This is a genomic window from Roseivirga ehrenbergii, assembly GCF_001593005.1.
Taxonomy (GTDB): Bacteria; Bacteroidota; Bacteroidia; order Cytophagales; family Cyclobacteriaceae; genus Roseivirga; species Roseivirga ehrenbergii.
This window is the reverse complement of sequence record NZ_LQZQ01000049.1, coordinates 39,102-51,030: the sequence shown is the minus strand read 5'-3', so window position 1 is coordinate 51,030 and position 11,929 is coordinate 39,102. Positions and strand designations below refer to the sequence as shown.

Below are 11,929 nucleotides of genomic sequence, written 5' to 3'. Positions count from 1 at the left end.
TTATAATCAATAAGATAATTCTCTATTCACTTCGAAGCGATTTTACTGGATTCGCCCTTGCCACCTTAATCGACTGATAACTCATAGTGAGTAAGGCAATTGCAAAAGCAGATACACCTGCTAAAACAAACGACAGCAAACTAATTGGTGGTCGATATGTAAAATCTTGCATCCACCAGTTCACTCCCCAATAGCCTAGGGCCGATGCTAACACAAAAGATATAAATACCAAAATTGAAATTTCTTTGGACATTAGGTACACCAGCTGAATTACAGATGCACCCAATACTTTTCTGATTCCTACTTCTTTGGTTTTCTTTTGGGCTGTAAAGGCTGCCAAACCAAATAAACCCAAGCAAGCGATTACAATCGCCAAGGCTGCAAAAACTGTAAAAATCTCTCCTAATTTGCTTTCGGCAGTGTACATATTTGTAAAGCGATCATCCAAAAATGAATACTCAAAAGGTTGTCCTGGAGCCATTTCATCCCATTTGGCTTCTGCATCTTTCACCTGAGCGCTAACATTTTCACTATTCAGTTTAATGCTTAAATAGCCAGTAGTTTTACCCAAGCGCATAATCAAGGGCTCGATACCGCTTTTCAAAGATTCAAAGTTGAAGTCCTCAATAATTCCTATCACATTGTAGCGATCGAGCACTTCTGCATTATCACCAAAGGTGCCTATAATACGGCCATCAATTTCTTCAATACCTAAATTCTTAGCTGCAGTTTCATTGATGACCATGGCGGTAGAGTCCGTTCCAAACTCTTTAGAAAAGAACCTTCCTTGCTTCATTTTCATGCCAAACACGTTGAGGTAATTTTCATCTACTCGCCAATTCTGACACACCATTCCTCGGTCTTTATCAATTATTCCATCAGGAAAAAATACGGTAGAAGAACGACTACTCGATGTAGGCAAATAGCTAGAGAATGAAGCTTGCTCTACATCTGGGCTTTGTAATATCATATTCCGAAAGGCATCTGAATTATCACCTAACATATATGCGTTATGAATCACCAAAACTCTATCTCTTTCAAAACCCAACTTCTTATTCTGAATAAAATTCAGTTGGTTGAGAATACTAAAAGTAGCGATGATTAAGAGTATGGAAACAAAAAACTGAAAGCTTACCAAGGCTTTTCTAAGACCGCCCGATTTTCCTCCAGTACTCACATCTCCTTTTAAAACCTTTGCCGGACTAAAAGCTGAAAGGAAAAATGCTGGGTATAAACCTGCTAAAAATCCAACTAAAACTGACCCAATAGCCACGATTGGCAGATTGGGAATAAACTCCAAAACCATCTGTCTATCGGTGAAATCATTGAAGAATGGAATAACCACCACGGCAATGGAAAGTCCCAAAAGGCCTGCAATAAAAGTGATTAGCACAGATTCTGAAATAAATTGGCCTATCAACTGAGACCTAAAAGATCCTAAAACTTTTCTTACCCCTACCTCTTTGGCTCTGTTGGCCGAGCGCGCGGTAGATAAGTTCATGAAATTAATGCAGGCAATTACAAGAATGAAAATAGCAATTGAGGTAAATATATACACATAGGTAATGTCACCTTCGGGTTCAAAACCACCATAATTATTCGACCTCAAATGAATATCAGTTAATGGCTGCAAAAAGTAATTGAAATTATTTCCTCCAGCTTTAAACTGTTCAAAACTCATATTAAGGTATTGCTGAAGCTCCAAGCCCATTTTCTCGATAGCAATCTCGTTGATCTTGTTTTCAACAGAAGCAATGTCAGCATTCTTATTAATCACCAAATAGGTGTCAAAATTCTGGCTCAACCATTCCTGATTATTATAATCGCCTTCTCTAGTGATAAATGAGAGTATAAAATCGAAATGAAAATGGCTGTTATCGAGAATGTCTTCATACACTCCACTAACGATCCATTCTTCGTCATTATCCAGCTTGAGCACTTTGCCCATCGGGTCTTCATCTCCAAAATATTTTTTGGCTTGGGTTTGATTCAGTACCAAATGATTTGGTCTCGACAAAGCTTCCTCTGGATTACCTTGAACAAGGTTTACAGAAAACACCTTGAAGAAAGTTTCATCTGCAAAAACCAAGTCGTCTTCATTGAAAACTTTATCTCCATACTGCACCACCCAGTCACCAGTGTTCCTAAAACGAAGGCGTTCCTCTACTTCAGGAATTTGCTCTTTAAATGTAGGACCAGCTGGGGATGGATTTTGGGAACCTGTGAAATCACGGCCATTAAAACGGCCTTCAATAACTACTCTGTAAATCTGTTCCTGATTTTCGAAGTGTTTATCGAAACTCAGTTCGTAATTCACATAAGTCATGATTAACAGCACGCAAGAAATGCCAATGGCAAGTCCGGTGACGTTCAAAAATGAAAAAAACTTATCACGCAAAAGGCTGCGGAATGCAATTTTGAGGTAATTTTTAAGCATACGGTTGTTGTTTGAGTTGTTTGACCTGAACCCGCTATCCAACAGGCTCAAAAACAAGACGACACCATTTACCCAATGGTTGCACCGACCTAAAAACTTTCTAAATGTTTTATTTCCTGACCGTTAAATGTGGTGTATGACTTCATTAAATTGGCAGTCAGGCATGAGTGAATAGGAAGTACACCTAAAACATCACCCACTTCAATGGCTTCAAATACTTCAGGCGTTGCACTAAGCACACCATGTTCTTGTGAAAGGGAAACCAATTTAATCCCCTCTAGAATTGGCGACCAACCCTCCTCTTCTAACACTACTACTTCACCAAAAAACTTCTCTTCGTTTTCATCAAAGAGGTGATCTTTTGAAAAATGAACTGCACCTCCATGAATAATGATTTCGTTTCGATCTTCATTCTTAGCTACTACTGGGCAGGCCATTGCTACCGCAATATCGCTCTCAGTGCATACATCTAGATAGTTCATTACCAAATCATAGAACACAAAATTACCAGGCCCAATTTCGTCCACCCCTTCCATTTCTTCTACCACAGCACAGCCAGGTGTATCCCCCACTCTAATTTTTAATGAGTCTCCAGCAGAGCCTAAAGCAACTTTTACAGCCGACATTTTTTGAATCACATCCGCCCAAATACTTTTAATTTCCTCTACCGAATTGGCGTGATAGGTATTCCCGGGGTGGCAATACAAACCATATAGATTTGTCATATGTCCTGCCTCAATCAATGCAGCTAATTTCTTAACCTTAGCAATATCTTTTGTAGAAACACCAGATCTACCATATCCCGCATCCATTTCTATAAACAAGTTTACCGGAGCTTCCAATTCTTCATTCAACCGATGAATCACCTCCGTATTCACCACAAAAAGAGTAAGCTTAACGTTTTGCTTCAGCATTCTATTCACGGCTGGAATTTCATGCATGTTGAAAGGAAAAGCTACAGTAATATTACTCCAACCTGAACGTGCAAAAAATTCAGCCATCTTTACAGAAGAAACCGTAATGTTTTCAATACCATGACCCTTAAACCACTCCCCAATTTCTGACGACTGGTGGGTTTTAAAGTGAGGAACCAGTTGCACATTCAAACGTTTGGCTTTGTCGGCCATTCGCTGAATATTAATTTTGCACTGTTTTTCGTTTAGCAATAAGGTTGGTCTGGTAATTGCAATCATTGGATTCGAACGATTAGAAACATTAACATGAATATAGCCATGAAGAAACCACTTTTTATCCTGATGTCCATACTTATTTTGAGTAGTTGTGAATCTGGCAATAGCAATTACCTTGGGCAAGAACTTGCAGATGTAGAGCGCGAAAAGGTTGCGGTAGGATATGGAAATCCAAATGAAAGCATGAAGCTTTCTGCCGATAGTTATTCAGGTAGGGCAATGGCTACCTCTAATTTTGTAGAGCAAGACCAAACCTCAAAAATTATAACTACAGCCGACCTAAATATGGAAGTGGCCAGTTTAGAAAAATTCGAAGCGAGTTTAAACGAACTTTTGAGTAAGTACAAAGCCAATGTAACCAACCAAAGCCGAAACGATTCAGACAGAAGGCTGGATGCTTATTTTACTATTCGTGTTCCACAAGATCAATTCAATAATCTGTTTGACGGCTTAAAACCATTTGCTAAGAAAATCGAACATCAGTCGCTTAATCAGCAAGATGTTACTGAGCAATTCATTGATGTTGAAACTAGGTTGAAAAACAGAAAAGCGCTAGAAGCACGCTATTTAGAACTTCTGAAAAAGGCCAACAATGTGAATGATATGCTAAATATCGAAAGGCAATTGAACCAAGTTCGTTCCGAGATTGAATCTCAAGAAGGAAGACTGAAATACCTCAACGATCAGGTAGATATGAGCACTATTCAATTGAATGCTTATGAAGTAAAACCTTATGTGTATGAGCCCGAAAACCAAGACAACTTTGGCCAACGTATTTTGAAATCGTTAGCCAATGGCTGGGCAGGTCTTATCAACGGAATCATGTGGATCATAGGTCTATGGCCATTATTCCTTGTAGTTGGTTTGGTTGTATTGGTGGTAAAAAAGAGAAAAGCGTAATTAGTTATCTCTCGAACAAGAATTTTAAAAGTGGCTTTTGCCACTTTTTTTTATGCCCAAAAATCAAGGCAAAGCCCCTTTTAAACCGAACAGTAAAAATATTCCGAACCTATTCTTTAGTTATTCCGTAAAATGAGTTACTTTGATATTAAATTAATATCACTTTAAATCAACTCAAAACACATACATCATGAAAGAAGAAAAAACTTTTGAACCAAGGTCAGGTTTCCCAATGCTCTTATTGACCTTCCTTATTTTATTCGGAACCATAGCCGCATTGATTGTTACACAGATGCCGATTTTCGCATTGTTCTTCCTTGCATTCTTCATTATGCTTTTGGGCTTTTTCATCATCAACCCAAATTCATCTCGCGTAATGGTATTTTTTGGCGACTACCGCGGAACCGTTAAGAAAAACGGTTTTTTCTGGGCCAACCCCTTCTATTCAAAAAAAAAAGTATCGCTCAGAGCTTATAATTTTGATAGTGAAAGACTAAAAGTGAATGATAAACTAGGAAACCCAATTATGATTTCGGTGATCTTAGTTTGGCAGGTAAAAAACACCTACAAAGCCATGTTTGAAGTAAATGATTACGAACATTTTGTCCGTGTTCAGTCCGATGCCGCGGTACGTAAATTAGGTGGAAGCTACGCATACGACAACTTTGAAGACGATGGTGAAATTACTTTAAGAAGTGGCATGAACGAAGTAAACCACGACCTTGAAGAAGAACTTCGCGAAAGATTAGCCATGGCTGGAATTGATGTCATTGAAGCCAGAATTGGTTACTTGGCCTATGCTGAGGAAATTGCAAGCGCTATGCTGCAGCGTCAACAGGCTACTGCTATTGTTGCAGCCAGACAAAAGATTGTTGAAGGTGCTGTGGGAATGGTAGAAATGGCTTTAGATGAACTGAACCAAAAGAGTATCGTAGAATTAGACGAAGAAAAGAAAGCCGCAATGGTATCTAATTTAATGGTAGTGCTTTGTTCCGACAGGGCCGTAACACCAGTAGTCAATACCGGTACACTAAATCATTAATTTATTGATCCCAAAGTTCATTCTCTCATTAATTCATTAAAACATTAATTCTATGGAATATAAAATCATATATAAAGGGCCATTTGAGAAAATGGAGAGCTTTGAGAAAAAGCTCAACGCCTTGGCCACATCAGGATGGCGAATTGTTACTTCGTATAGTGGTGGTGCTTATCTCATCCTTGGACGATCTAAACACTAAAGCTTATGTCAAAGAAAAAGCCATTTGTACTACGACTTGACCCTGAACTATTAGGGGCTGTTGAAAAGTGGGCTGCGGACGAATTTCGTAGTACAAATGGACAGTTGGAATGGTTGATCAATAAGGCGTTGAAAGAGGCTGGCAGATTAAAAAACAAATCAAAAAATGAAGAATAATGGAAGGAAATGAATTACTCATAGTACACTTGGTGATCGCATTTACCGTCATACTACCCGCAGTGTTGATGAAATTGGTCGTGTCAGAATACCCAAATACATTTGTTGGGTATAGAACACCAGCCTCGTTGAGGAGTAAAGAAGCATGGGAGTTTGCCCAGCCTTATAGTGCTAACCTCATGCTCTGGTCTTCGGGCGCCACATTATTAACCCAAGTGATCACCTATTTTACGGTTCCTGCCGATGCCTCAATACTGATTACATCAGGGGTATTAGTAATAGGTTTGGCAGTAGTAATTATACTCACCGAACTAGGGCTAAAAAAGCGATTTGATAAAAAAGGCAATCCAAAATCAAAAACCATTATTAGAGGAAACTAAAAGCAGGGGTGATTATTTAACAATCACCCGCTGTTTTCTTCCATTAATTGGTGCTTCAATTCCTTCTACTTGAATAGAAAAGCGTAAATCGAATTTACCTTCTAAATCAGGCATTTTCACTGTTACCGTTTTAATCAACTCTTCGCCTGGCGCAAGACTAATTTTCAATAGCTCGAGCACATCGGTTTGTATTGGATTAAGTCCTTCGAGTATATGTGCATTAAGGTAAACCTCCCTCCCATTCACATCAGAAAAATCAACAGCATAATCGTAGTTGTTTTTCATAGTAATGCTAAGCGTTACCTCTTCACTAGACATAAACTCATTGTCATCAAGTTTATCTACTTCAACATTCACATTTCTAAACGACCTGAAATTCTCGACTACCCTGTAGTGAATACCCTTGCCAATTGAAGTGGTAAAAGTTTCGTACTCGCCTTTACGGTTATGTCTATCAATAAGGAAAATGGTTTTGCCTTGTAAATTTTCTTCCAACGGCCATAAGTCATGCTGTGTTTCTCTGTAATCAAAAGTATTGTAGCAATGCACAATATCTCCTTTGAGGTAACTATAGCGCGAAGCACGCTCATAGTGGTTTATAAACACAATGGGAAGCCCACCAGAAAGATCTTCTACTTCTTCGGCCCAACCATCCCAGCCATGAAGTACGTCCCACCCTTCTGTCCACTTTGAAGGAAGAAAATCATACATCAAATAAATGCGTGCGGGAATAAATAACACCAATGAAATCACACAAAGCTTCATCATCCAATTTCGCCAATTTTCACGGCTAGAAATATATTCATGCCCCAAAAGGATTAATGGAATCATAACCACACTTGTCCAGTGCTTGTGAACTTCTACCCTAAAGGCAGAAATTAAGAAGAAGATAAGCACCCCAACAATATTGAATTTTAGCGCTCTATAAAAAGCCGATTCAGTCTTGTGCTTATAAGCTGCCGCAAATAGCATTACACCAATTAGAGGCCCAAAAACAAGTGGTTGAATACTGATATAATAAAGAATTGTACCAAAACTGAAACCTAAATCAATACGATTGTACAGGTGGAATTTAATACTGGCAAAATCGTGGGTATACTGCCAATAAGTGTGTGGCAGCATAAATACTACTGTTAAACCTACAATGGCCCAAAATGATTTCTTCTTAAATAACCCCAAATTGGAAAGCACGGTAAAGAAGACTACCAAAACTCCGTGGTACTTGCTCATCATCACCAAGGCAATGTTTAAAGCCAGAAGCACTACGATTTTCCAGTTATCTTCTTTTAAATATTGTTTATAGAAATAAAAGAAAGTTGCTGTAAAGAATAAAAGAGGCACATCCGTTTTTACCAATAAAGCACCGAGGTGAAAAGGCAGTAGCCCCAACATCATCCAGACAAAGAGCTTATCATCCTTAACTTCTAGTGTTCTGCGCAGCACAATAATGGTAAGAATGTTCGTAATCAACATTCCCATTCTCAAGCCCATATCGTTTGGAATCAGCCAATAACCGGGAGCCGTAACCACCCCTACCATAGGCGGATGATCTAGGTAACTCCAATCTAAAAACTGAGAAAACAACCAATAATAAGCCTCTTCACCACTTACCTCTGTAAAATAGTTTTGTATTAGGCCTGCAATTATCCAAAGGATTAAAAAATAGAAAAAGAAGCGTTCATGTTTACCGTTCTGCTGCGTATCCAGTGAAGTCATTCCAATAGTCAAGTTTAAATGGGAGTTCAAAAGTACAAGTTTTCGCGTTACGAAAATTGTTAAGCATATTTGTATTTGACTTAACCTAAAAAATCAGACCTCAGCATTCTTCATGTTTGAATTAGGATTCAAATTTTTAAAATTCAGCGCAGTAGGCCTTTCTGGCCTCGCTATAGATTTCTGCATCACTTTTTTAGCAAAAGAAAAACTGCGCTTAAACAAATATTTCGCCAACAGCCTCGGCTTTGTATTTGCCGCTACTTCCAACTATTTACTCAATAAAACCTGGACTTTTCAGGACACGAATCCATATGCGGTCACTCAATTCTCAAAGTATATTCTCATAGCCCTTATTGGCCTTATTATCAATAATTTAATTATCTACTTATTGGTTAATAAGAAAGAAATGAGCTTTTATTGGGCGAAATTGGTAGCCATAGGAATTGTGGTGCTTTGGAACTTCATCGCCAATTACAACTTCACTTTTGTTGCCAATTAATCCTGTTTTAAGAGTTATAAAAATCAGAATTGCTTTAATATTAGACGGCCTCTCTCTTTCACGCAAACTTTAAACAAAACAGCCTCTCTCCGATAAAATATGTTATCTTAAAATTTATTACCCTACTTTTTCGATAGACTTTATATTTATTAATCAAAATATTTAGCTTTGCGTATCAATTAGTTCACACTAAAAACATCATAAAACATGAGCATTAGATTAGGAGACATTGCCCCAGATTTTAAAGCAGAAACAACTGAGGGCACCATTAATTTTCATGAGTGGTTAGGCAATAGCTGGGGAATGCTGTTTTCGCATCCGGCAGATTATACCCCCGTTTGCACCACTGAATTGGGCAGAACCGCGCAACTTAAGTCAGAATTTGAGAAACGCAACGTAAAGGTTTTAGCGGTTTCGGTTGACGGACTGGAATCGCACAAAGGCTGGGTTAAAGACATTGAGGAAACACAAAATACCACAGTGGATTTTCCAATTATTGCCGATGAAGATAAAACCGTGGCCAATTTGTACGATATGATTCACCCCAATGCAAACGATACGTTAACGGTGCGCTCGGTATTTATTATTGGACCAGACAAAAAGGTAAAACTGACATTAACATATCCAGCTTCTACTGGCCGAAACTTCCACGAACTTTTAAGAGTAATCGACTCTCTTCAATTGACAGCAAATTATAGCGTTGCTACCCCTGCCGATTGGAAAGATGGAGAAGATACGGTGGTTTCGCCAGCTATCGCTACGGAAGATATTCCTGCGAAATTCCCTAAAGGGCACCGTGTAGTAAAACCTTATTTAAGATACACACCACAGCCAAATAAGTAAGTTTGAGCAAAATTAAAGGACTTCATTTTGAAGTCTTTTAATTTTTAATTCGTTGTTACAATAAAAGGATCCTGAGACTTTCGAAACTTCGGAATCAGGATAACCAAATTGATTATTTTCCGAAAACCTTTTTAAGTAATTCCGAAGTACGTGCTCCAGCATTCTCTCTGATATTAAGCTCTTCTTTGGCAATCATCACGAACAAGCCATCAATGGCTTTTGCTGTAACATAAGCAGTTAAATCCGTTTCTACTTTCTTCACAAATGGCACCTTGTTGTAAGTCCCCATTACATCAGACCAATATTTAGTAGCATTTACCTTTTGCAGTGACGCCTCTATAATTGGGTTAAACTTTCCTTCTAGTGAAGTGGTAGTTTCTCTTTCTAAAAATTGGGTTGCAGCATCTTTATCTCCCTTTACAATGTTTATAGCATCGTTAATGGTGAGTGATTTAATGGCAGCAATAAAAATATCCTTGGCTTCATAGGCAGCATCTTCAGCCGCACGGTTCAAAGATTCCACTGCTTGATCAACCTGATTACCCAAACCGAGTGCTCTTAGCTTACTTTCAACCGTCTGGGCTTCTTGCGGAAAAGGAATCTTGATTTCAGGGTTTTTATAATAACCATCTACTTTAGAGAGCAAGTCAACCCCTTTTGACGTGCCTTGCTCCAAAGCTTCTTTTAGCGCATTGGCCGCTTCTTCTTTAGAAAAGGCTGCTCCTCCGCCTAAAATATCTTTAGCCTGTTTAAATATCTGACCTTGAGCGGCACAACCGAATAATAGAAAAAAGGAAAATAGTAAGGTTAGTTTTTTCATAGTGATGATTCTTTGTTTGAACGTAACGAAAGGTTTAGCAAAACGCACACCAAAACAGGTTAATTTTTTATAAATCACGAATAATCACATCTTAATTTTCCGAAACAACTCCTCAATTGCCCCACTTCAAATAGACAATAAAGCCATTGATGCCATAATAAAAGACCAAGATTCATTAGATTGAAAATCAATACGAAAGAAGTAAAACAGAGACACGTTAATACAAAAGTAGTTTTATGAAAACGATGCGCTGTAATCAATTGGGCGGAGCCTGTGATCAAGAATTTCAAGCCAACACCTTTGAAGAAATAGCAGAAATGGCACAGAAACACGGAATGGAAATGTTTCAGAAAAAAGATGAAGCTCACCTCAAGGCCATGAATGACATGCAAGAAATCATGAAATCACCTCAAGAGATGAAAGTCTGGTTTGACAACAAGAAAAGAGAATTCGAAAGTTTGCCGGAAAACAAATAACCCTGTATCAATTAGAGAAAATGGCCTACGACATTTATTTAGGAGAACGAATCAGTCAAATACTAAAATCTAGAAACATACTTTTCACTGAGAAAAAAATGATGGGTGCGCTAATTTTTATGGTGAATGAAAAAATGTGCATCGGAATTCATATTAACAAAAAGTACGGTGACAGCCTTATTATGGCCAAAATTGGAGCCAAAGCCTATGAAGTAGAGATCAAAAAAGAAGTTTGTCTACCCATGGATTTTTCAGGCAGGCCTTCACTAAATTTCATCTACATCACGCCTGATGGATTTGACATGGACAATGACCTGGAATACTGGGTGGATAAAGCTTTAGATTTCAACCTGAATGATAAGTAACATAGTTATCCGCCCCAGCAGCTCCCAAATCCATACATAATGAAAAAATCACAGAACATTCGACTGTGATTGAACCAATCTCTTCCCAAGACAGTTGGCAAAACCTATATAGAAATTTCTAAACACAAACGACCCAATATTTAGAAAATCACGGGTCGTTCTTGGGTTAATCGAGAGACTAAAAAAGCAAATTATTATTAAGATGAATATTACTGAAATTTTAAACAGACGTTATTCCACTAAGGAATTTGACACAACAAAAACCATTTCGGACGAAGATTTCGAGCAAGTAAAAGCATTGCTAAGATTAAGTCCGTCAAGTACTAACCTTCAGCCTTGGCACTTTATTATTGCCAACACAAAAGCCGGGAAAGAAAGAATTGCTAAAGGAACTCAAGGCTTCTTCCAATTCAACAATTCGAAAGTATTGGACGCATCTCATGTAATTGTTTTCTGTTCTAAAATTGATGCGGATGAAGAGTTCTTAAATCGCATTTTAGAGCAAGAAGATAAAGATGGTCGTTTTGCCCAACAATCATTCAAAGAGCAAATGAAGGGCGGCAGAAAAATGTTTACCGACATTCATCGCTATGATTTGAAAGACCTTCAGCATTGGTTAGAAAAGCAAGTTTATTTAAATATGGGCTCACTTTTACTTGGCGTAGCCGCATTAGGCATTGATGCCGTACCTATGGAAGGTGTTGATGTAAAAATTCTCGACCAAGAATTCGGCTTACGCGAAAAAGGGCTAACCACATTGGCAGTTGTAGCTTTGGGTTATCGTAAAGACACTGACTTTAATGCGACTTTGCCAAAATCGAGACTTCCAGAAGAAGAAATCATTACTCAATTGGATTAGTTAATTTGATATTTCGGCCTGCAAAAA

Annotated in this window: 14 protein-coding genes; 10 read left to right on the top strand and 4 right to left on the bottom strand. The window is 38.3% G+C overall.

Going from position 1 to position 11,929, the window contains the following annotated elements; all coding sequences use genetic code 11:
* Positions 1–22 precede the first annotated feature (22 nt).
* Together MB14_RS14580 and MB14_RS14575 are read right to left on the bottom strand one after the other, a co-directional pair.
* Entirely contained in the window at positions 23–2,437 is a 2,415-nt protein-coding gene (locus tag MB14_RS14580) for an ABC transporter permease (RefSeq protein WP_132643957.1), read from the bottom strand.
* A gap of 89 nt (positions 2,438–2,526) precedes the next feature.
* Entirely contained in the window at positions 2,527–3,630 is a 1,104-nt protein-coding gene (locus MB14_RS14575; protein WP_062592863.1) for an alanine racemase, read from the bottom strand.
* A gap of 39 nt (positions 3,631–3,669) precedes the next feature.
* Here MB14_RS14575 and MB14_RS14570 point away from each other — a divergent pair, with 39 nt between their 5' ends.
* The 5 genes from MB14_RS14570 to MB14_RS14560 all read left to right on the top strand — a co-directional run bounded on the left by MB14_RS14570 (position 3,670) and on the right by MB14_RS14560 (position 6,324).
* The gene (locus MB14_RS14570) at positions 3,670–4,527 is read left to right on the top strand and encodes a DUF4349 domain-containing protein (protein WP_157716601.1); all 858 of its coding nucleotides are present in this window, start codon (positions 3,670–3,672) and stop codon (positions 4,525–4,527) included.
* A 190-nt stretch (positions 4,528–4,717) separates the two neighbouring features.
* Positions 4,718–5,569 (top strand): SPFH domain-containing protein, encoded by an 852-nt coding sequence (locus MB14_RS14565; RefSeq protein WP_062592858.1) that lies wholly within the window; start codon positions 4,718–4,720, stop codon positions 5,567–5,569.
* Positions 5,570–5,621: 52 nt separating this feature from the next.
* Positions 5,622–5,768, top strand: coding sequence for a hypothetical protein (locus MB14_RS18990; RefSeq protein ID WP_157716600.1), 147 nt, complete (start codon positions 5,622–5,624; stop codon positions 5,766–5,768).
* Positions 5,769–5,773: 5 nt separating this feature from the next.
* On the top strand, positions 5,774–5,944 hold the full coding sequence (locus MB14_RS18840; RefSeq protein WP_084376097.1) for a type II toxin-antitoxin system antitoxin: 171 nt from the start codon (positions 5,774–5,776) through the stop codon (positions 5,942–5,944).
* Positions 5,944–6,324, top strand: a complete 381-nt coding sequence (locus tag MB14_RS14560; RefSeq protein ID WP_062592856.1) for an SdpI family protein — start codon at positions 5,944–5,946, stop codon at positions 6,322–6,324. Before MB14_RS18840 ends, MB14_RS14560 begins: the two co-directional genes overlap by 1 nt.
* Before the next feature lie 12 nt (positions 6,325–6,336).
* Here MB14_RS14560 and MB14_RS14555 read toward each other — a convergent pair whose 3' ends face one another.
* A complete protein-coding gene (locus MB14_RS14555; RefSeq protein ID WP_221405504.1) occupies positions 6,337–8,070 on the bottom strand; it encodes an ArnT family glycosyltransferase in 1,734 nt (577 codons plus the stop codon).
* 82 nt (positions 8,071–8,152) lie between these two features.
* On the opposite strand from MB14_RS14555, the gene MB14_RS14550 reads away from it, so the two are divergent.
* Together MB14_RS14550 and MB14_RS14545 are read left to right on the top strand one after the other, a co-directional pair.
* Complete coding sequence (locus MB14_RS14550) at positions 8,153–8,539, top strand: GtrA family protein (RefSeq protein WP_062592852.1); 387 nt, start codon at positions 8,153–8,155, stop codon at positions 8,537–8,539.
* A 207-nt stretch (positions 8,540–8,746) separates the two neighbouring features.
* Positions 8,747–9,382, top strand: coding sequence for a peroxiredoxin (locus MB14_RS14545; protein WP_062302357.1), 636 nt, complete (start codon positions 8,747–8,749; stop codon positions 9,380–9,382).
* 112 nt (positions 9,383–9,494) lie between these two features.
* Here the strand turns inward: MB14_RS14545 and MB14_RS14540 are convergent, their stop codons facing one another.
* A complete protein-coding gene (locus tag MB14_RS14540) occupies positions 9,495–10,202 on the bottom strand; it encodes a DUF4197 domain-containing protein (protein ID WP_062593430.1) in 708 nt (235 codons plus the stop codon).
* A gap of 236 nt (positions 10,203–10,438) precedes the next feature.
* Between MB14_RS14540 and MB14_RS14535 the strand changes: the two genes are divergently transcribed.
* From MB14_RS14535 to nfsB, 3 genes are all read left to right on the top strand, one after another.
* The gene (locus MB14_RS14535) at positions 10,439–10,678 is read left to right on the top strand and encodes a hypothetical protein (protein ID WP_062592850.1); all 240 of its coding nucleotides are present in this window, start codon (positions 10,439–10,441) and stop codon (positions 10,676–10,678) included.
* 20 nt (positions 10,679–10,698) lie between these two features.
* Positions 10,699–11,043, top strand: a complete 345-nt coding sequence (locus tag MB14_RS14530) for a TfoX/Sxy family protein (RefSeq protein WP_062592849.1) — start codon at positions 10,699–10,701, stop codon at positions 11,041–11,043.
* Positions 11,044–11,245: 202 nt separating this feature from the next.
* Complete coding sequence (gene nfsB / locus MB14_RS14525; RefSeq protein ID WP_062592847.1) at positions 11,246–11,902, top strand: oxygen-insensitive NAD(P)H nitroreductase; 657 nt, start codon at positions 11,246–11,248, stop codon at positions 11,900–11,902.
* Positions 11,903–11,929: the final 27 nt, after the last annotated feature.

Coding starts and splice junctions, on each gene's coding strand:
- MB14_RS14580 (WP_132643957.1), bottom strand. CDS start 2,437: ATGCTTAAAAATTACCTCAAAATTGCATTCCGCAGCCTTTTGCGTGAT.
- MB14_RS14575 (WP_062592863.1), bottom strand. CDS start 3,630: ATGATTGCAATTACCAGACCAACCTTATTGCTAAACGAAAAACAGTGC.
- MB14_RS14570 (WP_157716601.1), top strand. CDS start 3,670: ATGAAGAAACCACTTTTTATCCTGATGTCCATACTTATTTTGAGTAGT.
- MB14_RS14565 (WP_062592858.1), top strand. CDS start 4,718: ATGAAAGAAGAAAAAACTTTTGAACCAAGGTCAGGTTTCCCAATGCTC.
- MB14_RS18990 (WP_157716600.1), top strand. CDS start 5,622: ATGGAATATAAAATCATATATAAAGGGCCATTTGAGAAAATGGAGAGC.
- MB14_RS18840 (WP_084376097.1), top strand. CDS start 5,774: ATGTCAAAGAAAAAGCCATTTGTACTACGACTTGACCCTGAACTATTA.
- MB14_RS14560 (WP_062592856.1), top strand. CDS start 5,944: ATGGAAGGAAATGAATTACTCATAGTACACTTGGTGATCGCATTTACC.
- MB14_RS14550 (WP_062592852.1), top strand. CDS start 8,153: ATGTTTGAATTAGGATTCAAATTTTTAAAATTCAGCGCAGTAGGCCTT.
- MB14_RS14545 (WP_062302357.1), top strand. CDS start 8,747: ATGAGCATTAGATTAGGAGACATTGCCCCAGATTTTAAAGCAGAAACA.
- MB14_RS14540 (WP_062593430.1), bottom strand. CDS start 10,202: ATGAAAAAACTAACCTTACTATTTTCCTTTTTTCTATTATTCGGTTGT.
- MB14_RS14535 (WP_062592850.1), top strand. CDS start 10,439: ATGAAAACGATGCGCTGTAATCAATTGGGCGGAGCCTGTGATCAAGAA.
- MB14_RS14530 (WP_062592849.1), top strand. CDS start 10,699: ATGGCCTACGACATTTATTTAGGAGAACGAATCAGTCAAATACTAAAA.
- nfsB (WP_062592847.1), top strand. CDS start 11,246: ATGAATATTACTGAAATTTTAAACAGACGTTATTCCACTAAGGAATTT.